Origin of the sequence: Streptomyces sp. NRRL S-37 (assembly GCF_000721605.1) — a bacterium.
In the GTDB taxonomy this organism is placed as follows: Bacteria; Actinomycetota; Actinomycetes; order Streptomycetales; family Streptomycetaceae; genus Streptomyces.
This window is the reverse complement of record NZ_JOIZ01000029.1, coordinates 81,800-102,273: the sequence shown is the minus strand read 5'-3', so window position 1 is coordinate 102,273 and position 20,474 is coordinate 81,800. Positions and strand designations below refer to the sequence as shown.

16 protein-coding genes and 1 pseudogene are annotated in these 20,474 nt (G+C 73.0%); 15 read left to right on the top strand and 2 right to left on the bottom strand.

Going from position 1 to position 20,474, the window contains the following annotated elements; genetic code table 11:
- Nucleotides 1-86: 86 nt before the first annotated feature.
- From IH50_RS0132925 to IH50_RS0132890, 8 genes are all read left to right on the top strand, one after another.
- Nucleotides 87-2,864 carry a DNA translocase FtsK gene (locus IH50_RS0132925; RefSeq protein WP_030870761.1) on the top strand — a complete coding sequence of 926 codons (2,778 nt, stop codon included), beginning with the start codon at nt 87-89 and terminating at the stop codon, nt 2,862-2,864.
- Nucleotides 2,865-3,116: 252 nt separating this feature from the next.
- Nucleotides 3,117-3,959 (top strand): helix-turn-helix domain-containing protein, encoded by an 843-nt coding sequence (locus tag IH50_RS0132920; RefSeq protein ID WP_030870757.1) that lies wholly within the window; start codon nt 3,117-3,119, stop codon nt 3,957-3,959.
- A 93-nt stretch (nt 3,960-4,052) separates the two neighbouring features.
- Complete coding sequence (gene rimO, locus IH50_RS0132915) at nt 4,053-5,528, top strand: 30S ribosomal protein S12 methylthiotransferase RimO (protein ID WP_078914181.1); 1,476 nt, start codon at nt 4,053-4,055, stop codon at nt 5,526-5,528.
- Nucleotides 5,525-6,409, top strand: coding sequence for a CDP-diacylglycerol--glycerol-3-phosphate 3-phosphatidyltransferase (gene pgsA / locus IH50_RS0132910; protein ID WP_030870752.1), 885 nt, complete (start codon nt 5,525-5,527; stop codon nt 6,407-6,409). The genes rimO and pgsA overlap by 4 nt, the downstream gene beginning before the upstream one ends.
- On the top strand, nt 6,406-6,951 hold the full coding sequence (locus tag IH50_RS0132905; protein WP_030870750.1) for a CinA family protein: 546 nt from the start codon (nt 6,406-6,408) through the stop codon (nt 6,949-6,951). The genes pgsA and IH50_RS0132905 overlap by 4 nt, the downstream gene beginning before the upstream one ends.
- A 109-nt stretch (nt 6,952-7,060) precedes the next feature.
- Nucleotides 7,061-7,441, top strand: a complete 381-nt coding sequence (locus IH50_RS0132900; protein WP_030825954.1) for a helix-turn-helix domain-containing protein — start codon at nt 7,061-7,063, stop codon at nt 7,439-7,441.
- 185 nt (nt 7,442-7,626) lie between these two features.
- On the top strand, nt 7,627-8,097 hold the full coding sequence (locus IH50_RS0132895; protein WP_030870748.1) for a Dps family protein: 471 nt from the start codon (nt 7,627-7,629) through the stop codon (nt 8,095-8,097).
- Between the two features lie 141 nt (nt 8,098-8,238).
- Entirely contained in the window at nt 8,239-8,478 is a 240-nt protein-coding gene (locus IH50_RS0132890) for a hypothetical protein (protein ID WP_030870746.1), read from the top strand.
- Here the strand turns inward: IH50_RS0132890 and IH50_RS0132885 are convergent.
- Together IH50_RS0132885 and IH50_RS0132880 are read right to left on the bottom strand one after the other, a co-directional pair.
- Nucleotides 8,462-9,271: an Fpg/Nei family DNA glycosylase gene (locus IH50_RS0132885; RefSeq protein WP_030870744.1), complete on the bottom strand. Its 810-nt coding sequence runs from the start codon at nt 9,269-9,271 to the stop codon at nt 8,462-8,464. The two genes, IH50_RS0132890 and IH50_RS0132885, sit on opposite strands and share 17 nt — an antisense overlap.
- Before the next feature lie 511 nt (nt 9,272-9,782).
- Nucleotides 9,783-14,654 (bottom strand): ATP-dependent helicase, encoded by a 4,872-nt coding sequence (locus IH50_RS0132880; RefSeq protein WP_030870743.1) that lies wholly within the window; start codon nt 14,652-14,654, stop codon nt 9,783-9,785.
- A gap of 73 nt (nt 14,655-14,727) precedes the next feature.
- Here IH50_RS0132880 and IH50_RS0132875 point away from each other — a divergent pair.
- The 7 genes and pseudogenes from IH50_RS0132875 to recX all read left to right on the top strand — a co-directional run.
- Nucleotides 14,728-15,564, top strand: a pseudogene (locus IH50_RS0132875) (AraC family transcriptional regulator); the annotation flags it as partial.
- Nucleotides 15,565-15,593: 29 nt separating this feature from the next.
- Nucleotides 15,594-16,343 carry an AzlC family ABC transporter permease gene (locus tag IH50_RS0132870; RefSeq protein ID WP_030870737.1) on the top strand — a complete coding sequence of 250 codons (750 nt, stop codon included), beginning with the start codon at nt 15,594-15,596 and terminating at the stop codon, nt 16,341-16,343.
- Entirely contained in the window at nt 16,340-16,648 is a 309-nt protein-coding gene (locus IH50_RS0132865; protein WP_030870735.1) for an AzlD domain-containing protein, read from the top strand. The genes IH50_RS0132870 and IH50_RS0132865 overlap by 4 nt, the downstream gene beginning before the upstream one ends.
- 112 nt (nt 16,649-16,760) lie before the next feature.
- On the top strand, nt 16,761-16,955 hold the full coding sequence (locus IH50_RS0132860; protein WP_030870732.1) for a DUF3046 domain-containing protein: 195 nt from the start codon (nt 16,761-16,763) through the stop codon (nt 16,953-16,955).
- Nucleotides 16,956-17,013: 58 nt separating this feature from the next.
- Nucleotides 17,014-18,276 carry an AI-2E family transporter gene (locus tag IH50_RS0132855; RefSeq protein ID WP_199822176.1) on the top strand — a complete coding sequence of 421 codons (1,263 nt, stop codon included), beginning with the start codon at nt 17,014-17,016 and terminating at the stop codon, nt 18,274-18,276.
- A gap of 239 nt (nt 18,277-18,515) precedes the next feature.
- A complete protein-coding gene (gene recA / locus IH50_RS0132850; protein ID WP_030870726.1) occupies nt 18,516-19,634 on the top strand; it encodes a recombinase RecA in 1,119 nt (372 codons plus the stop codon).
- Nucleotides 19,635-19,637: 3 nt separating this feature from the next.
- Nucleotides 19,638-20,423, top strand: a complete 786-nt coding sequence (gene recX / locus IH50_RS0132845; protein ID WP_030870724.1) for a recombination regulator RecX — start codon at nt 19,638-19,640, stop codon at nt 20,421-20,423.
- Nucleotides 20,424-20,474 lie beyond the last annotated feature (51 nt).

The following is a 20,474-nucleotide window of genomic DNA, read 5'->3' as shown; positions in this document are numbered from 1 at the left end:
ATGTCACGCCTCGACGAGAGCGACACGAACGGGTGAAGCGTTCGCCACGCGTGTCCCCAGCCGTCTCCACCGGTAACCTCACCCCCATGGCCTCACGTCCCTCCGCAGCCAAGAAGCCGCCCGCGAAGAAGGCGCCCGCTTCCGCGAAGGCTCCGGCGAAGAAGGCCGCTGCCAAGAAGGCCCCGGCGAAGAAGACGCCGGCGAAGAAGGCTCCCGCCAGGAAGGCCGCGGCGAAGAAGCCCGCGCCCGCACCGGCCGCCCCGAATCCGACCAGCGGCGTCTACCGGCTCGTACGCGCCCTGTGGCTGGGCCTCGCGCACGCGGTGGGCGCCGTCTTCCGCGGCATAGGGCAGGGCGCCAAGAACCTCGACCCCGCGCACCGCAAGGACGGCCTGGCGCTGCTGCTGCTCGCCGTCGCCCTGATCGTCGCCGCCGGCACCTGGGCCGATCTGAAGGGTCCCGTGGGCGACCTCGTGGAGATCCTGGTCGCCGGGGCCTTCGGCCGGCTCGACCTGCTGGTGCCTGTCCTGGTCGCCGTCATCGCCGTACGGCTCATCCGGCACCCGGAGAAGCCGGAGGCCAACGGACGGATCGTGATCGGTCTGTCCGCGCTCGTCATCGGCGTGCTCGGGCAGATCCACATCGGCTGCGGCTCGCCCGCGCGCGGCGACGGCATGCAGGCCATAAGGGACGCCGGCGGGCTCATCGGCTGGGGCGCGGCCACACCGCTGTCGGCGACCATGACCGACGTCCTCGCCGTGCCGCTGCTGGTGCTGCTCACCGTCTTCGGCCTGCTGGTCGTCACCGCCACCCCGGTCAACGCCATCCCGCAGCGCCTGCGGCAGCTCGGCGTGCGGCTCGGACTCGTCCGCGAACCCGAGCCGGAGGAGTTCTTCGGCGAGGACGACGAGCGTTACGAGCAGCAGTGGCGCGAGTCGCTGCCCGCGAGCCGCCGCGGCCGGCGGCCGGCGCCCGAGGAGTACGACCCGGACAGGGCGGAGGAGGAGGCGCTGTCCCGGCGCCGGGGCCGGCCCCGGCGGCCCGCGGTGCCGAGGCCCGCCATGGACCGGCCCATGGACGCCGTGGACGTGGCCGCCGCCGCTGCCGCCGCGCTGGACGGTGCCGTGCTGCACGGGATGCCGCCCTCGCCGATCGTCGCCGACCTGACCCAGGGCGTGAGCACCGGGGACCGGGAGCCGACCACACCGACGCCGGTGCCGGCCGCCCGCCCGCAGCGGGAGAAGCCGAAGGCGGACAGGTCCCAGGACGGGCCTCAGGACGGGCCGCAGCGGGACAAGCCGCCGGCCGGCGTCCTGGACATGACCAAGGAGCCGCCGCGCGAACCCCGCGATCTGCCCGCCCGCGCGGAGCAGCTCCAGCTCTCCGGCGACATCACCTACGCGCTGCCCTCCCTCGACCTGCTCGAGCGCGGCGGCCCCAGCAAGACCCGCAGCGCCGCCAACGACGCCATCGTCGACGCGCTGCGGAAGGTCTTCACGGAGTTCAAGGTGGACGCCGCCGTCACCGGCTTCACCCGCGGCCCGACGGTCACCCGCTACGTCGTGGAACTCGGCCCGGCCGTGAAGGTCGAGCGGGTGACCGCGCTGACCAAGAACATCGCGTACGCCGTCGCCAGCCCGGACGTGCGGATCATCAGCCCGATCCCCGGCAAGTCTGCCGTCGGCATCGAGATCCCCAACACCGACCGGGAGATGGTCAACCTCGGTGATGTCCTGCGGCTCGCGGAGTCCGCCGAGGACGACGACCCGATGCTGGTCGCCTTCGGCAAGGACGTCGAGGGCGGCTACGTCATGGACTCGCTGGCGAAGATGCCGCACATGCTGGTCGCCGGCGCCACCGGCTCAGGAAAGTCGTCCTGCATCAACTGCCTGATCACCTCGATCATGATGCGGGCGACCCCGGAGGACGTCCGGATGATCCTGGTCGACCCCAAGCGCGTGGAGCTGACGGCGTACGAGGGCATCCCGCACCTGATCACGCCGATCATCACCAACCCCAAGCGGGCCGCCGAGGCGCTCCAGTGGGTCGTGCGCGAGATGGACCTGCGCTACGACGACCTCGCGGCCTACGGCTACCGGCACATCGACGACTTCAACCGCGCGGTGCGCGAGGGCAAGGTCAAGCCGCCCGAGGGCAGTGAGCGCGAGCTGCAGCCGTACCCGTACCTGCTGGTGATCGTCGACGAGCTGGCCGACCTGATGATGGTCGCCCCGCGCGACGTCGAGGACTCCATCGTGCGCATCACGCAGCTCGCGCGGGCGGCCGGAATCCACCTGGTGCTCGCCACACAGCGGCCGTCCGTCGACGTGGTCACCGGTCTGATCAAGGCGAACGTGCCGTCCCGGCTGGCGTTCGCCACCTCCTCGCTCGCGGACTCGCGGGTCATCCTCGACCAGCCCGGCGCCGAGAAGCTGATCGGCAAGGGCGACGGGCTGTTCCTGCCGATGGGCGCGAACAAGCCGACCCGTCTGCAGGGCGCGTTCGTGACCGAGGAGGAGGTCGCGGCCGTCGTCCGGCACTGCAAGGAGCAGATGGCGCCCGTCTTCCGGGACGACGTCACCGTCGGGAGCAAGCAGAAGAAGGAGATCGACGAGGACATCGGCGACGACCTGGACCTGCTGTGCCAGGCGGCCGAGCTGGTCGTCTCCACCCAGTTCGGGTCGACGTCCATGCTCCAGCGCAAACTGCGCGTCGGCTTCGCCAAGGCGGGCCGGCTGATGGACCTCATGGAGTCGCGGAACATCGTCGGACCGAGCGAGGGTTCGAAGGCCCGTGACGTTCTTGTGAAGCCTGATGAACTGGATGGCGTGCTGGCGCTGATCCGGGGGGAGTCTGAAGGGTAGGCGAACGGGAGGCGGTCGTCCCCTCCGGGCACCCGGGCGGTCGATCGTGACCCACCCGTTAGGGATCACCGGGCAACTGTTTCCCTTCGGTGTACGTCAAGTTGAGCAAAGCGACAAACCGCAGTCCCATCATCGGAATGTCGGGCCATTCCGATGGCGTACAAAGTCCTACCGCCCGGTTGCCCCATCCTCTTGTACCCCTCCTAGACTGAACCTCCAGCACAGGCGGCTACACGCTCGAAAGGCGCCCCCGTGTCCATCGGCAACTCCCCTGAAGACGAGCGTCCGTTCGAAGACGTTTCCGAGGAAGCCCGCCCTTCCGTCTCCGTCGGCCGAGCGCTGCGGCAGGCGCGCATCGCCGCCGGGCTCACCGTCGACGACGTCAGTACCGCCACCCGGGTCCGCATCGCCATCGTGCACGCCATCGAGGCGGACGACTTCGCCCCCTGCGGCGGCGACGTCTACGCGCGCGGGCACATCCGGACCCTGGCCAGGGCCGTGGACCTCGACCCTGCCCCGCTGATCGCCCAGTACGAGGCCGAGCACGGCGGCGGCCGTCCGGCCCCGACCCCGGCCGCCCCGCTGTTCGAGGCGGAACGGATCCGTCCGGAGCGGCGCGGACCCAACTGGACCGCGGCCATGGTCGCCGCGATCGTCGTCGTGATCGGCTTCGTCGGATTCACGATGGTCAAGGGCGACGACGACGGAGGCAAGGCGAACGTCGCCGACGGCGCCACGCCCAGCAAGCCGGCCGCCTCGCCCACCCCGAAGTCCGAGAAGCCCGTCGCACCCGAGCCGGAACCGTCGGACAGCGCCATCGCCGCCGCACCGCAGGACAAGGTGACGGTCCAGGTCAGCGCCGCCGACGGACGCAGCTGGATCTCCGCCAAGGACCACAACGGCCGGCAGCTGTTCGACGGACTGCTCAAGCAGGGCGAATCCAAGACCTTCCAGGACAGCACCAAGATCAACCTGGTCCTCGGTGACGCCGGCGCGATCGACCTGTTCGTGAACGGCAAGAAGATCGAGGACGACTGGCAGCCGGGCGCCGTCGAGCGCCTCACCTACACCAAGGGCGACCCACAGGCCGGATGACCCGGCACAAAGGGTGCTTCGACGACGGGGTTGGCCATGATCGGCCAACCCCGTCGACGTAGGGCCTCAGCGGGACGAAGTAGTCTTGAGCCCATGCCTGAACGCCGTACCGTCGCACTCGTCACCCTTGGCTGCGCCCGTAACGAGGTGGACTCGGAGGAGCTCGCAGGCCGTTTGGAGGCGGACGGCTGGCAGCTCGTGGAGGACGCCGAGGAAGCGGACGTCGCCGTCGTCAACACCTGCGGCTTCGTCGAGGCCGCCAAGAAGGACTCCGTCGACGCCCTCCTGGAGGCCAACGACCTCAAGGGACACGGAAGAACCCAGGCCGTCGTCGCGGTGGGCTGCATGGCCGAGCGGTACGGCAAGGAACTCGCCGAGGCCCTCCCCGAGGCCGACGGCGTGCTCGGCTTCGACGACTACGCCGACATCTCCGACCGCCTCCAGACCATCCTGAACGGCGGCATCCACGCCTCCCACACCCCGCGCGACCGCCGCAAGCTGCTGCCGATCAGCCCGGCCGAGCGGCAGGACTCCGCCGCCGCCGTCGCCCTCCCGGGACACGGCCCGGCGGACCTGCCCGACGGCCTCGCCCCGGCCTCCGGCCCCCGCGCGCCGCTGCGCCGCCGGCTGGACGGCTCCCCGGTCGCCTCGGTGAAGCTCGCCTCCGGCTGCGACCGGCGCTGCTCCTTCTGCGCCATCCCGTCCTTCCGCGGCTCCTTCATCTCGCGCCGCCCCAGCGACGTGCTGAACGAGACGCGCTGGCTGGCCGAACAGGGCGTGAAGGAGATCATGCTGGTCTCCGAGAACAACACCTCCTACGGCAAGGACCTCGGCGACATCCGCCTGCTGGAGTCCCTGCTGCCCGAGCTGGCCGAGGTCGACGGCCTGGAGCGGGTGCGCGTCAGCTACCTCCAGCCGGCCGAGATGCGGCCCGGCCTGATCGACGTGCTGACCTCCACCCCGAAGGTCGCCCCCTACTTCGACCTGTCCTTCCAGCACTCCGCGCCCGACGTGCTGCGCGCGATGCGCCGCTTCGGCGACACCGACCGGTTCCTGGAACTGCTCGACACCATCCGGAGCAAGGCGCCCCAGGCCGGTGTGCGCTCCAACTTCATCGTCGGCTTCCCCGGCGAGTCCGCGGCCGACCTGGCCGAGCTGGAGCGGTTCCTGAACCACGCGCGGCTGGACGCCGTCGGCGTCTTCGGCTACTCCGACGAGGAGGGCACCGAGGCCGCGACGTACGACCGCAAGCTGGACGAGGACGTCGTCGCCGAGCGGCTGGCCCGGGTCTCCCGGCTGGCCGAGGAACTGGTCTCGCAGCGCGCCGAGGAACGGGTCGGCGAGACCGTGCACGTGCTGGTGGAGTCCGTCGACGAGACGGAGGGCGTGTACGGCCGGGCGGCGCACCAGGCCCCCGAGACGGACGGCCAGGTGCTGCTCACGAGCGGCGAAGGGCTGGCCGTCGGCCGTATGGTCGAGGCGAAGGTGATCGGCACGGAGGGTGTCGACCTGGTGGCCGAGCCGCTGTTCCAGGGTTCGCCCGCGTGGAGCGAGGAGGCGGGCAGATGACGGGTGTCCCGGCATCGGCGGCGGGAGGCCCCTCCGGCGCGAGGAGGACGGCCGGCGCTGCCCCCGGAGGCCTGCCGGCGAGCGGCCGCACGGTCGCGCGGGAGGCACGGGGCACGGCCCCGGGATCGTCCGGCGGCGGACCGGCCCGGCGCGCTGCGTCCGGCCGTGGCCCGGCCGGCGCCCGGACGCACGGCGGCGAGGCGGCACCGGCCACCGCGTCCCGTGACGGCGCCGACGCCGGGGACGGGACCAGGCCCGCGCGCGGCGCGAAGGTCGTGGCGGCGGCCGTCAACCAGGCCAGCGTCTGGAACATCGCCAACCTGCTGACCATGCTCCGGCTGCTCCTGGTGCCGGCGTTCGTCATGCTGATGCTCGCCGAGGGCGGCTACGACCCGGCGTGGCGGTCGTTCGCCTGGGCGGCCTTCGCCATCGCCATGATCACCGACCTGTTCGACGGTCATCTGGCGCGCACGTACAACCTTGTCACCGACTTCGGGAAGATCGCCGACCCCATCGCCGACAAGGCGATCATGGGAGCGGCGCTGATCTGTCTCTCCTCGCTGGGTGATCTCCCGTGGTGGGTCACCGGAGTCATCCTCGGCCGGGAACTCGGCGTCACCCTGCTGCGTTTCCTGGTCATTCGCTACGGCGTGATCCCGGCCAGCCGAGGGGGCAAGCTCAAGACGCTCACCCAGGGCATCGCCGTCGGTATGTACGTACTGGCGCTGACGGGGTGGCTGGCCACGCTGCGGTGGTGGGTGATGGCCGCGGCGGTCGTGCTGACCGTGGCGACCGGACTCGACTATGTGAAACAGGCCATTGTGCTGCGCAGGCGGGGAATCGCCGAGCGCGAGGCGGCGTTGGAGGAGACGGAAGCGTGAGTTCCGAGGCCACCGAAGTGGTGCGACTACTCACTGTGAACGGTGGAACGCTCGCTGTCGCGGAGTCGCTGACCGGTGGTCTGGTGGCGGCCGAGATCACCTCGGTCCCCGGGGCGTCCAAGGTCTTCCGGGGCTCGGTGACGGCGTACGCCACCGAACTCAAGCAGCGGCTGCTCGGTGTGGACGCCACCCTGCTGGCGCAGCACGGAGCGGTGGATCCGCAGGTGGCGGCCCAGATGGCGGCCGGCGTCCGCGAGGCACTGGGCGCCGACTGGGGCATCGCCACCACCGGCGTCGCCGGTCCGGATCCCCAGGACGGCCAGGCCGTCGGCACGGTTTTCGTGGCCGTGGACGGCCCCGCGGGGACGGGAACGGGTTCCGCCCGCGGCGGAAAAGTGCGGCATCTGCGGTTGAACGGCGACCGCGCGGAAATTCGTATGGAGAGTGTACGGAGCGTACTCGCACTGCTTCTGAGGGAGCTTGCGGGCGAACAGACCGGGAATGAGCGGGCACAGGATACGGAACGGAACGGGGGGTTTTGATGTTTGCAGCCCTGAGTGAACACGACATCGCTCCCCGCACGGCCGCGGCGCAAGGCGGTACGGTGGGGCGAGAAGGATGCGGCTACGCGGTCCGAGGAGGGAGCCACCGATGATTCTGCTCCGTCGCCTGCTGGGTGACGTGCTGCGTCGGCAGCGCCAACGCCAGGGCCGTACTCTGCGCGAAGTCTCCTCGTCCGCCCGAGTCTCACTCGGCTATCTCTCCGAGGTGGAGCGGGGGCAGAAGGAGGCTTCCTCCGAGCTGCTCTCCGCCATCTGCGACGCGCTGGACGTACGGATGTCCGAGCTCATGCGGGAAGTGAGCGACGAGCTCGCTCTCGCCGAACTGGCCCAGTCTGCTGCAGCGACGCCCAGCGAGTCCGTCCCCACGCCGGTTCGTCCGATGCTGGGTTCCGTTTCGGTGACCGGTGTGCCACCGGAGCGGGTGACCATCAAGGCGCCCGCCGAGGCGGTGGACGTCGTCGCCGCGTGAGCGTGGTGTTCCGCGCACGCGCGGTGTGAAGACAGTGGGATGCCCCGGTAGGGGCCCTTCCGGGAGATCCGGAGGGGTGCCGCCGGGGTTTTCGCGTGCCTGGGCCTTCCCCCGTGCGTTTGCCGGTGCGGCGCGTGGCGGTCATCGTTGAGGGACGAGGCGGGGGGCCTGCTACGGAGGTGCGGATGTACGTCGTGAAGAGCCCGCTGTCCGACACGAACCTGAAGACCGTGTCCGAGGCGCTGCAGGGCGCCCTGGTCGACCTGGTGGACCTCGCCCTGGTGGCCAAACAGATCCACTGGAACGTGGTCGGGCAGCGCTTCCGTTCCGTGCACCTCCAGCTCGACGAGGTCGTGGCCCTGGCGCGTACCCACTCCGACACCGTGGCGGAGCGCGCCGCGGCCCTGGGGGTCTCGCCCGACGGGCGTGCCGCGACGGTCGCCGTCGGCAGCGGCATCGGGGTGACGCCCGAGGGCTGGGTCGACGACACGGCCGCGGTGGGCGCGCTCGTGGAGGCGCTGGGCGCGGTGATCGCCCGTATGCGGGAGCGGGTCACGGCGACCGCCGAACCGGACCCGGTGAGCCAGGACATCCTGATCACGATCACCGCGGACCTCGAGAAGCAGCACTGGATGTTCCAGGCCGAGAACGGGTGACGTGACCTTTGGGGGCCGTGGGGCCCTCGTGGAGCGGCCCGGGGCCCCGGACGCGCCCGTGTGCCCTTGGCGCGCCCTGTGCGCGGGGGCGAGCGGTCTCATGGCGTCGGCGCGGGGGTGGGGGACGTGACGGCGGGGCGGATGGTGCGCCGGGGGGCCGTTCTGGGATGGGGAGTGCTGTGGTGGTGGGCAATGGCGCGGCTGCTGCTGGCGCCCGACGCAGGGTTGGTGGAAGGGGCGGTCGCGGCCGGCGGGTGGGGGCTCGGTCTGCTGCCGGTGCACTGTGTGCCCAAGGCACGGGCGGAGGGGGCGCTCGCGGCGGGACGGTGGCGGCGGGCGTGGCGGACGGGCACCGTACGCCGGTTCACCGACGGGGAGTGAACGGTGCCGGGCCCGGCTGGCAGACGGGGCACCAGTACGTGGGGCGCTCACGGGAGCCGTCGCCCTGGTCGGCGAGACGGATCGGGGTGCGGCAGCGCAGACAGGGGCGGCGGGCGCGGCCGTACACGAACAGGTCCTGGCCGCGGCGGCCCGTGGTGTTGCGGACCGGACGCTCGCGGTTGAACTCCAGCAGTTTCCGGGCGAGCACCGGAAGCTTCGCGGAACGGTCGGCGGGCAGCTCCCCCACGGGGAGCCAGGGGGTGACGCCGAGGAGGAAGCACAGCTCGCTCTTGAAGATGTTGCCGATTCCGGCGAGGTTCCGCTGGTCCAGCAGGGCCTCGCCGAGGGGGCGGGCCGGGTCCTTCAGGAGGTTGGCCAGTGCGAGGCCGGGGTCCCAGTCCGGGCCGAGGAGGTCGGGGCCGAGGTGGCCGACCGCGCGGTCCTCGTCGGTGGTGCGGATCAGTTCCAGGACGGGGAGGCGGTAGCCGACGGCCGTGCGGTCGGCGTTGCCGAGGATCGCGCGGATCTGGTGGGCGGGGCCGCCGTTCCAGCGCTGGCCGGGCGTGTACACCCGCCAGGAGCCGTCCATCCTCAGGTGCGAGTGCAGCGTCAGGCCGCCTTCGACGCGGGTCAGCAGGTGCTTGCCGCGCGGGGTGACGTCCAGCACGGTGCGGCCGGTGAGGTCGGCCGTGGCGAACCTCGGCACCCGGAGGTCGCTGCGGGTCAGCACCTGGTCGGCCAGGGCGTCGTGCAGCCGCCTCGCGGCCTGCCAGACCGTATCTCCTTCGGGCATGCGTCAAGGGTGGCACGCCGGGCGGCGGGGGCGCTCGGGCGGGCGTGTGCCGGTGGCGGGCCGGGGCGCGGGCGTGGTCGTCGGGGTGCGGAGACGAAGCCGTGGTCTCCGGGAGGGGCTTTAGTGCGGAGGTGCCGTTGACGCGCTCCGTTGTGAGCGTGCCGAGCGCCCCGGGGGGCGGCCGGGGTGCCCGGGTGGGCGTGTGCCGGTGGCGGGCCGGGGGTGCGGGCGTGGTCGTCGGGGTGCGGAGACGAAGCCGTGGTCTCCGGGAGGGGCTTCAGTGCGGAGGTGCCGTTGACGCGCTCCGTTGTGAGCGTGCCGAGCGCCCCGGGGGGCGGCCGGGGTGCCCGGGTGGGCGTGTGCCGGTGGTGGGCCGGGGGTGCGGGCGTGGTCGTCGGGAAGGGCGGCGTGGCTCGTGGTGCGCAGGAGGGGCAGGGGGTGCCGTGGGCTCCGTCGGCGCGTGTGGGGCGTCCGGGCGGTGGAGGCCGGGATCCGTCGGGGTGGCGGTGGGTCAGGCGCGCAGGCGGAGTCCTCTGGGGGTGGCGACGAAACCCGCGGTCTCCAGGAGGGTGCCCAGCGGGGAGGTCAGGGCCGAGGCGCCGTTGACGCGCTCCACCGTGACCGTGCCCAGGGAGCCCGCGCGGGCGGCCGCGGCGAGGGCCTCGGCGGCGGCCGGGAGACGCGGGTCGTCGGCGGGTTCTCCGTCGGAGCCGGCGGGCCAGGCCAGCAGCGTCTTGCCGCCGCGCTCCATGTAGAGCGTCAGCTCGCCGTCCACCAGCACCACCAGGGAGCCCGCCTTGCGGCCGGGTTTGTGCCCGGCGCCGGCCGGCGGCTCGGGCCATCCCAGAGCGGCACCGTAGGCGTTCGCCGGGTCGGCGGCGGCCAGGACCACGGCGCGTGCGGCGCGGTCCGCACCGGTACGGCGGCCGGCGAAGGGGTCGTACGCGGGACGCCCGCCATTACGCCGGGGCGCAGAGGACTGCGGGGCCAGGTCGCGCGGGGAGACGTAGTCGCCCGGCGAGAGACGGGGGTACGGCGTGTCGTCCGGGCCGGGGAAGCCGTCGTGCGCGGAGGCGGCGCCGAACGGGTCGGGCATGTCAGGACCGGGGCCGGGGGTGGCCGGGAGGCCGTCGCTCCGCTCGCGGGCGTTGGCCGCCGCGCGGAGGCGGTCCACGGCCCCGTCCATCGCGAACTGGGCGGCGCCCAGGCCCTCCACCACATAGCCGCGACGCGCCTGGCCCGTCTCCTCGAAGGCGGACAGCACCCGGTACACCGCCGAGAAGCCGCCCTCGACACCCTCCGCGGAGACGGCGCCCCGGGTCACCACACCGTGCCGGTCGAGCAGGGTGCGGGCCAGGGAGTGGGCACGGACCGTGGCATCCGTGTCCGTGTTCGTGTCCGGAAGCAGGGACCAGCGGCCGGCGACGGTCGGCGGGCCGGTGCGGGAGGCACCGCGGGCGGCCGCCGTGAGCGAGCCGTAGCGCCCGCGTGGGACGGAGCGCTTCGCGCGGTGGGCGGTGGAGCCCGCGGTGCGGCCCGAGCCCAGCAGGGAGCGCAGGGGAGCGAGCGTGTCGTTGGTCAGCCGCCCGGACCAGGCGAGGTCCCACAGGGCGTCGGCCAGTTGGGGATCGGTGGCCTCGGGGTGCGTGGTGGCGCGGACCTGGTCGGCGATCTGGCGGAAGAACAGGCCGTAGCCGCCGGAGAGGGCGTCCAGGACGGACCGGTGGAGGGCGGTCGGCTCCAGGGGGTGCGGGGGCGGCAGCAGCAGCGGGGCCGCGTCCGCGAGGTAGAGGGAGACCCAGCCGTCCTTCCCGGGCAGCGAACCGGCGCCCGCCCACACCACCTCCCCGGCGGCCGTCAGCTCGTCCAGCATCGCCGGGGCGTAGTCCGCCACCCGGGACGGCAGGACCAGCTTCTCCAGGGCGGACGCGGGCACGGACGCCCCCTGCAACTGCTCGACGGCGCGCACCAGGCCGTCGACGCCGCGCAGGGAGTGCCCCTTGCCGATGTGCTGCCACTGGGGGAGGAACTGGGCGAGCGCGGGCGGCGGCACCGGCTCCAGTTCGTGCCGCAGCGCGGCCAGGGAGCGGCGGCGCAGCCGGCGCAGTACGGTCGCGTCGCACCACTCCTGTCCGATCCCGGCCGGGTGGAACTCGCCCTGGACGACCCGGCCGACCGCCGAGAGCCGCCGCAGGGCGCCCTCGGTGACCGCCACACCCAGACCGAAACGGGCCGCTGCCGTCGCCGACGTGAACGGGCCGTGGGTGCGCGCGTACCGCGCGAGGAGGTCGCCGAGGGGGTCCTTGACCGGTTCGGTGAACGCCTCCGGCACGCCGACCGGCAGTGCCGTGCCCAGCGCGTCGCGCAGCCGGCCGGCGTCCTCGATCGCCGCCCAGTGGTCGGTGCCGGCCACCCGCACCCGGATGGCGCGCCGCGCGGAGGCGAGCTCTCGCGCCCACTGCGGCTCGGCGCCCCGCTCGGCGAGTTCGGCGTCGGTGAGCGGGCCCAGCAGCCGCAGCAGGTCGGCCACGCCCTCCGCGTCCTTGACGCGCCGGTCCTCGGTGAGCCACCGCAGCTCGCGCTCCAGCTCGGTCAGCACCTCCGCGTCGAGCAGCTCGCGCAGCTCCGCCTGGCCGAGCAGCTCGGCCAGCAGCCGCGAGTCCAGCGACAGGGCGGCGGCGCGGCGCTCGGCGAGCGGGGAGTCGCCCTCGTACAGGAACTGGGCGACGTAGCCGAAGAGGAGGGAGCGGGCGAACGGGGACGGCTCGGGGGTGGTGACCTCGACCAGGCGCACCTTGCGCGCCTCCAGGTCGCCCATCAGCTCGACGAGCCCGGGCACGTCGAAGACGTCCTGGAGGCACTCGCGGACGGCTTCCAGGACGATCGGGAACGAGCCGAACTCGCCGGCCACCTGGAGCAGTTGCGAGGCGCGCTGACGCTGCTGCCACAGCGGGGTGCGCCGGCCGGGGTTGCGGCGCGGCAGCAGCAGCGCGCGGGCCGCGCACTCGCGGAACCGGGACGCGAACAGCGCCGAGCCGCCCACCTGGTCGGTGACGACCTGGTCGACCTCGCCCTTGTCGAAGACGACGTCGGCCGCGCCCACGGGGGCCCGGTCCGCGTCGTACTCGGTGCCGGCCCGCACCGGCTCCTGGTCGAGCAGGTCGAGGCCCATCAGATCGGCGTCCGGCAGGCGCAGCACGATGCCGTCGTCGGCGTGCATCACCTGGGCGTCCATGCCGTACCGCTCGGAGAGGCGGGCGCCGAGCGCGAGCGCCCACGGGGCGTGCACCTGGGCGCCGAACGGGGAGTGCACGACGACCCGCCAGTCGCCCAGTTCGTCGCGGAAGCGCTCCACCACGATGGTGCGGTCGTCGGGGACGTGGCCGCAGGCCTCGCGCTGCTCGTCGAGGTAGGACAGGACGTTGTCGGCGGCCCAGGCGTCCAGTCCCGCCGCCAGGAGCCGCAGCCGGGCGTCGTCCTTGGACAGCGATCCCACCTCGCGCAGGAAGGCGCCCACCGCGCGGCCGAGCTCCAGCGGCCGGCCCAGCTGGTCGCCCTTCCAGAACGGCAGCCGGCCCGGCACGCCCGGCGCGGGGGAGACCAGGACCCGGTCGCGCGTGATGTCCTCGATGCGCCAGGAGCTGGTGCCGAGCGTGAAGACGTCACCCACGCGGGACTCGTAGACCATCTCCTCGTCCAGCTCGCCGACCCGTCCACCGCCCTTCTTGGGGTCGGAGCCCGCCAGGAACACCCCGAACAGGCCCCGGTCGGGGATCGTGCCGCCGGAGGTGACGGCCAGGCGCTGGGCGCCGGGGCGGCCGGTGATCTCGCCCGTGACCCGGTCCCACACCACGCGCGGACGCAGCTCCGCGAACGCGTCGGACGGGTAGCGGCCGGCGAGCATGTCCAGGACGGCCGTGAAGGCGGACTCGGGCAGGGAGGCGAAGGGTGCGGCGCGGCGGACCAGGGCGAGCAGGTCGTCGAGCTGCCAGGTGTCCATGGCCGTCATGGCGACGATCTGCTGGGCCAGCACGTCCAGGGGGTTCGCGGGGACGCGCAGGGACTCGATGGCGCCCGCGCGCATCCGCTCGGTGACCACGGCCGCCTGCACCAGGTCGCCTCGGTACTTCGGGAACACCACGCCCGTGGAGACCGCGCCCACCTGGTGCCCCGCGCGGCCGACGCGCTGGAGCCCGGAGGCGACGGACGGCGGCGACTCGACCTGGACCATCAGGTCGACGGCGCCCATGTCGATGCCCAGCTCCAGGCTGGAGGTGGCGACCACCGCGGGCAGCCGGCCCGCCTTGAGGTCCTCCTCGACCAGGGCGCGCTGCTCCTTGGACACCGAGCCGTGATGGGCGCGCGCGATGACCGCGGGCGCGCCCTGGGCGGACCCGGAGCCGCCCATCAGCTCGGCGGGGGAGTGGTGCTCGTCCAGGGGCTCTCCGGTGGCCCGCTCGTAGGCGATCTCGTTGAGCCGGTTGCACAGCCGCTCCGCGAGGCGGCGGGAGTTCGCGAACACGATCGTCGAGCGGTGCGCCTGCACCAGATCGGTGATCCGCTCCTCGACGTGCGGCCAGATCGACGGGCGCTCGGCCCCTTCCGAGCCGTCCGCGACCGGGGAGCCGCCCAGCTCGCCCAGGTCCTCGACCGGTACCACCACGGACAGGTCGAACTCCTTGCCGGACTCCGGCTGGACGATCTCCACCTTGCGGCGCGGGGAGAGGAACCGGGCGACCTCGTCGACCGGGCGCACCGTCGCCGAGAGGCCGATACGGCGGGCCGGGCGGGGCAGCAGCTCGTCCAGCCGCTCCAGGGTGAGCGCGAGATGCGCGCCGCGCTTGGTGCCGGCGACCGCGTGCACCTCGTCGAGGATCACCGTCTCCACGCCCGTCAGCGCCTCGCGCGTGGCGGACGTCAGCATCAGGAACAGCGACTCGGGCGTGGTGATCAGGATGTCCGGCGGGCGGGTGGCCAGGGCACGCCGCTCGGCGGGCGGGGTGTCACCGGAGCGGATGCCGACCTTCACCTCGGGCTCGGGCAGCCCCAGGCGCACGGACTCCTGGCGGATGCCGGTCAGCGGGCTGCGCAGATTGCGCTCGACGTCGACGGCCAGGGCCTTCAGCGGCGAGACGTACAGGACGCGGCAGCGCTTCTTGGGGTCGGCGGGCGGCGGCGTCGAGGCGAGCTGGTCCAGGGCGGCGAGGAAGGCGGCCAGGGTCTTCCCGGAACCGGTGGGGGCGACCACCAGCACGTTCGAACCCTCCCCGATGGCCCGCCACGCGCCGGCCTGGGCGGCGGTGGGCGCGGAGAACGCCCCCGTGAACCAGCCGCGGGTCGCGGGGGAGAAGCCGTCCAGGGCTCGGTGCGGATCGCTGACCATGCGTCCATCGTGCACCCGGCCACTGACAATCGGGCCGAACCGAGGGCGGACGGGGCGGCGCGACAATGGCCGTATGGCGGAATCCCGGAGGGAACGGGCGCGGCACTGGCGGTACGACGAACTGCCCGGTGTCGATCTGCTGCGTGCCCGGTACATACGGAAGACGTTCGTCCGGCACACCCACGAGCACTTCGTGATCGCCGCCATCGCCGACGGGGCGGAGGTCTTCCACCACGGCGGCGGCGACGTGTACGCAGGCGCCGGGTCCCTGGCCCTGGTGAACCCGGACACCCCGCACACCGGCCGGGCGGGTGTCCCCGAGGGCTGGCGGTACGGGGCGGTGTACCCGTCGCCCGAGGTGGTGGGCGCGATCGCCGCCGAGACCACCACACTGCGCGGCACACCGGGGTTCGTGACGCCGGTGCTCGACGATCCGTACACCGTCCGTCTGGTGCACCAGGTGCTGCGGGCCACCGACGAGGGCAACGCGCTCGCCGCCGACACCCTGCTCCGGGTCGCGGTGACCCGGCTGCTGCGGCTGAACGGCGGGACGCTGCCGCGACGCGAGGTGCGCACGGCGGGCGCCGGGATCGCGGCACGCGCGCGTGCCGTCCTGGAGGAGCGGATGGCGGATCCGCCGACCCTGGAGCGGCTGGCCGCCGAGCTGGGCACCGGCCCGTTCGCGCTGCTGCGCGCCTTCCGGGACACCTACGGGATGCCGCCGCACACTTGGCTCACCGACGCGCGTGTGCGGCGGGCACGGCGGCTGCTGGACGCGGGGACGGCGCCCTCGGAGGCGGCCGTCGCGGTCGGGTTCACCGACCAGCCGCACCTGAACCGGCACTTCGGCCGGATCGTCGGCGTGCCCCCGGGCGCCTACCAGCGCGAGCGCAAGAACGTACAAGACGCGCGGGGAGGCACGCCCGTACAGTCCGGGGTGTGACAGCGGAACGGACAGAAGTGCTCGCGGACGTACGGGACGACGGAGGAGGAAAGCCGGACGGTGCCGTCGTACGGGACGCCCTCGGTGTCGGGGTCGCCGTCGGACTCTCCGGGTTCGCCTTCGGCGTGACCTCGGCGGGCAGCGGGCTCACCCTGCTCCAGACCTGTGCGCTCAGCCTGCTGGTGTTCACCGGCGCCTCCCAGTTCGCGCTGGTGGGGGCGTTGGCGGCGGGTGGAGGGGCGTTCACGGCCGCCGCGGGGGCGTTCTTCCTGGGGGTGCGCAACGCGTTCTACGGGCTGCGGCTGTCGCAGTTGCTGGCGCTGCCCCGCGCGGTGCGGCCGTTCGCCGCGCAGTGGGTGATCGACGAGACGACGGCCGTCTCGCTCGCCCAGCCCGGCCGGCGCGCCGCGCGCATCGGGTTCGTGGTGACGGGGCTCAGTCTGTACGTCCTGTGGAACCTCACCACGCTGCTCGGCGCGCTGGGCGCCGAGGCGATCGGCGACACCGACGCGTGGGGGCTGGACGCGGCCGGGCCCGCGGTCTTCCTGGCGCTGCTCGCGCCGATGCTGCGCACCGGGACCGAGCGGACCGTCGCCGGGCTCGCCGTCCTCCTGGGGCTGGGGCTGCTGCCCGTGCTGCCGGCCGGTGTGCCGGTCCTGGTGGCCGCACTCGCGGCACCGGCCGTCCTGTGGGCGCGGGGCAGGAAGAGCACCTCGCGCGGTGACACGGCGGAGGGGGACCGTTGAACATCTGGATCGCGGTCGTCGTGACCGCCGTCGGCTGCTACGCCGTCAAGCTCGCGGGGCTGCTGGTGCCCGCCGGGGTCCTGGAACGGCCCCTCGTCAGGCGTCTCGCCGCGCTCCTTCCGGTCGCCCTGCTCGCCGCGCTGACCGCCCAGCAGACCTTCTCCGACGGCCAGGCCCTGGTCGTCGACGCGCGGGCGGCGGGTGTGGCGGCCGCCGCCGTGGCGCTGGTTCTGCGCGCTCCGTTCCTGGTCGTCGTCGGAGCCGCGGTCGTGGTGACGGCGGGGGTGCGGGCGCTGGGCGGGTGAGGTGGCGGGCACGGTGCCGCCGGACACCGTGCCCGGGGGCGGGTTTCGCTCACCCGCGCCTGCGGGGGGCGGCTTGGCTCGGGGCCGCCCCCGCAGGCGGGATACTGGGTGCATGCGGTTGACGGTTTTCTGGGAGCGGATGACGGAGCACTTCGGCGCGGGCTACGCCGACACCTTCGCGCGCGACCATGTCATGTCCGAGCTCGGCGGGCGCACCGTGCACGAGGCGCTGGCGGCCGGCTGGAGCGCCAAGGACGTCTGGCAGGTGGTCTGCGGGGTCATGGACGTCCCCGCGGAGAGGCGCTGACCGTCACAGAGACCGCCGGGAGCGCACGGCTGCCGCCGGCGTGGGCGAGACTTGGTCCGTGGCACCCACTGACGAAACCGAGCAGGCGGCCCGGCACCCCACCACGCCCGGCGCGCCGCCTCCCGCCGGGCCTCCGACCGCCCCCATATCCGGGCCGGGCGCCCGCATGCCGCGCTGGCTGCCGCGCGCCATGGTGCTCGCCCTCGCGCTGTACGCCGTCTTCCAGCTGGGCAGTTGGGCCTTCCATCAGCTCATCGGCCTGCTGATCAACGTTCTCATCGCGTTCTTCCTGGCGCTCGCCGTCGAGCCCGCGGTGAGCTGGATGGCCGCGCGCGGGGTGCGCCGGGGCCTGGGCACCTTCCTGGTCTTCCTGGGGGTGCTGATCGCGGCGGCGGGCTTCGTGACGCTGCTGGGGTCCATGCTGGCGGGACAGATCATCAAGATCGTCGAGGATTTCCCGGATTACCTCGACTCCGTGATCAACTGGATCAACACGCACTTCCACACCGAGCTGCGGCGCGTGGACATCCAGGAGGGCCTGCTGCGCTCCGACTGGCTGCGTAACTACGTCCAGAACAGCGCCACCGGTGTCCTGGACGTGTCCGCGCAGGTCCTCGGCGGCCTCTTCCAGCTGCTGACCGTCGGTCTGTTCTCGTTCTACTTCGCCGCCGACGGCCCGCGGCTGCGGCGCACCGTCTGCTCCCTGCTGCCGCCCGCCCGGCAGGCCGAGGTGCTGCGCGCGTGGGAGATCGCCGTGAACAAGACGGGCGGCTACCTCTACTCGCGCGGACTGATGGCACTGGTCTCCGGCCTGGCGCACTACGTCCTGCTGGAGTTCCTCGAGGTGCCCTACGCGCCCGTCCTCGCCGTGTGGGTGGGCCTGGTGTCGCAGTTCATCCCCACCATCGGCACCTATCTCGCGGGCGCCCTGCCCATGCTGATCGCCTTCACGGTCGACCCCTGGTACGCGCTGTGGGTACTGATCTTCGTGGTGGTCTACCAGCAGTTCGAGAACTACGTGCTGCAGCCCAAGCTGACCTCCAGGACCGTCGACATCCACCCGGCGGTCGCCTTCGGCTCGGTCGTCGCGGGCACCGCCCTGCTCGGTGCCGTGGGCGCGCTGATCGCCATCCCCGCCGTCGCCACCCTCCAGGCGTTCCTGGGTGCGTACGTGCGGCGGTACGACGTCACGGACGACCCCCGTGTGCTCGGGCACCGAGGTCCCGGCGGCGGGCCGGGCCTCCTCATGCGCGTCCGTCGTCGGTGGGCCCGCCGGCCGGGCGCGGGACGGCCACGCGACGGAGACACCGGGGCCTCCTGAGGGCGACCGCACCACGCGGCACACGGGCCGCGGTGCCGTGTGGTGCGCTTGACACGAAAATCGAACATCCATTCTCATGGAAGTGCCGATGAGGCTCAACGACAGGTGTTGTGTCCCATTTTGGATAGGAATGTACCCACGTTATCCACAGGCCGGAGGTGCGTCGGGGCGCGTTGTCAGTGGCAGGCGTTAGCGTCTTTGACGTGAAGCGATCGAATCAAGCAAATCGGGTGGAACCCATGGCAGGAACCGACCGCGAGAAGGCGCTCGACGCCGCGCTCGCACAGATTGAACGGCAATTCGGCAAGGGCGCGGTCATGCGCATGGGCGACCGGACGAACGAGCCCATCGAGGTCATTCCGACGGGATCGACCGCGCTCGACGTGGCCCTCGGCGTCGGCGGCCTGCCGCGCGGCCGTGTGGTGGAGATCTACGGACCGGAGTCCTCCGGCAAGACGACCCTGACCCTGCACGCGGTGGCGAACGCGCAGAAGGCCGGCGGCCAGGTCGCCTTCGTGGACGCGGAGCACGCCCTCGACCCCGAGTACGCGAAGAAGCTCGGCGTCGACATCGACAACCTGATCCTGTCCCAGCCGGACAACGGTGAGCAGGCCCTGGAGATCGTGGACATGCTGGTCCGCTCCGGCGCCCTCGACCTCATCGTCATCGACTCCGTCGCCGCGCTCGTCCCGCGCGCGGAGATCGAGGGCGAGATGGGTGACAGCCACGTGGGTCTGCAGGCCCGCCTGATGAGCCAGGCCCTGCGGAAGATCACCAGCGCCCTCAACCAGTCCAAGACCACCGCGATCTTCATCAACCAGCTCCGCGAGAAGATCGGCGTGATGTTCGGCTCCCCGGAGACCACGACCGGTGGCCGCGCGCTGAAGTTCTACGCCTCGGTGCGTATCGACATCCGTCGTATCGAGACCCTGAAGGACGGCACCGAGGCGGTCGGCAACCGCACCCGCTGCAAGGTCGTCAAGAACAAGGTGGCGCCGCCCTTCAAGCAGGCCGAGTTCGACATCCTCTACGGCCAGGGCATCAGCCGCGAGGGCGGCCTGATCGACATGGGCGTGGAGCACGGCTTCGTCCGCAAGGCCGGCGCCTGGTACACGTACGAGGGCGACCAGCTCGGCCAGGGCAAGGAGAACGCCCGCAACTTCCTGAAGGACAACCCCGACCTCGCCAACGAGATCGAGAAGAAGATCCTGACGAAGCTGGGCGTCGGCGTACGGCCCGAGGAGTCCGCCGCCGAGCCGGGCGCGGACGCCACGAGCACCGCCGCGGCCGAGCCGGCCGTGGTGCCGGCCCCGGCGGCCAAGGCCACCAAGTCCAAGGCCGCGGCGGCCAAGAGCTGACCCGTGACGCGACGAACCGACTGGGCCGAGTACGAGTTCGCCGCCTCCGGCGCCCCGCGGGGGAGGGGCACCGAAGGCGGCGACGGCTCAGCCGTGGACGGTGACGCGGTGCACGACGGCATCGCCGACGGGGGCGGCCCCCGCGACGGTGGCGGCGCACGGGCGGGCGGCCCGCGTGACGGCGGGCCGCGCGGTGGACGCGGGCGCAGACGCCGGACCTTCGGCGAGGCGGTCGCGGAGGACGGGGACGCCTCCTCCTCGTCGAGGGCCGAGCGGGAGGAGCCTCCGGCGGACCCGGTCGAGCGGGCGCGGGCGATCTGCCTGCGCCTGCTCACCGGGACCCCGCGCACCCGGAAGCAGCTCGCCGACGCCCTGCGCAAGCGGGAGATACCGGACGAGGCCGCCGAGGAGGTGCTGTCCCGGTTCGAGGAGGTCGGACTGATCGACGACAGCGCCTTCGCGGACGCCTGGGTGGAGTCCCGGCACCACGGCCGGGGACTCGCCCGGCGCGCGCTCGCCCGGGAGCTGCGCACCAAGGGGGTCGATCCCACGCTGATCGACGCGGCCGTCTCCCGGCTCGACTCCGAGCAGGAGGAGGAGACCGCCCGGGAGCTGGTCTCCCGCAAGCTGCGCGCCACCCGCGGACTCGACCGCGACAAGCGGCTCCGCCGCCTCGCGGGCATGCTCGCCCGCAAGGGCTACCCCGAGGGCCTCGCCCTGCGCGTCGTCCGGCAGGCGCTGGAGGAGGAGGGCGAGGACATGGAGTTCCCTGGCGACGAAGGGTTCTGAGTCGGCGCGGGGGAACGGGGCCCGCCCCGGCCGCTCCCGGTGCCACGCCCT

Coding starts and splice junctions, on each gene's coding strand:
- IH50_RS0132925 (WP_030870761.1), top strand. CDS start 87: ATGGCCTCACGTCCCTCCGCAGCCAAGAAGCCGCCCGCGAAGAAGGCG.
- rimO (WP_078914181.1), top strand. CDS start 4,053: ATGCCTGAACGCCGTACCGTCGCACTCGTCACCCTTGGCTGCGCCCGT.
- pgsA (WP_030870752.1), top strand. CDS start 5,525: ATGACGGGTGTCCCGGCATCGGCGGCGGGAGGCCCCTCCGGCGCGAGG.
- IH50_RS0132900 (WP_030825954.1), top strand. CDS start 7,061: ATGATTCTGCTCCGTCGCCTGCTGGGTGACGTGCTGCGTCGGCAGCGC.
- IH50_RS0132895 (WP_030870748.1), top strand. CDS start 7,627: ATGTACGTCGTGAAGAGCCCGCTGTCCGACACGAACCTGAAGACCGTG.
- IH50_RS0132890 (WP_030870746.1), top strand. CDS start 8,239: ATGGTGCGCCGGGGGGCCGTTCTGGGATGGGGAGTGCTGTGGTGGTGG.
- IH50_RS0132885 (WP_030870744.1), bottom strand. CDS start 9,271: ATGCCCGAAGGAGATACGGTCTGGCAGGCCGCGAGGCGGCTGCACGAC.
- IH50_RS0132880 (WP_030870743.1), bottom strand. CDS start 14,654: ATGGTCAGCGATCCGCACCGAGCCCTGGACGGCTTCTCCCCCGCGACC.
- IH50_RS0132860 (WP_030870732.1), top strand. CDS start 16,761: ATGCGGTTGACGGTTTTCTGGGAGCGGATGACGGAGCACTTCGGCGCG.
- recA (WP_030870726.1), top strand. CDS start 18,516: ATGGCAGGAACCGACCGCGAGAAGGCGCTCGACGCCGCGCTCGCACAG.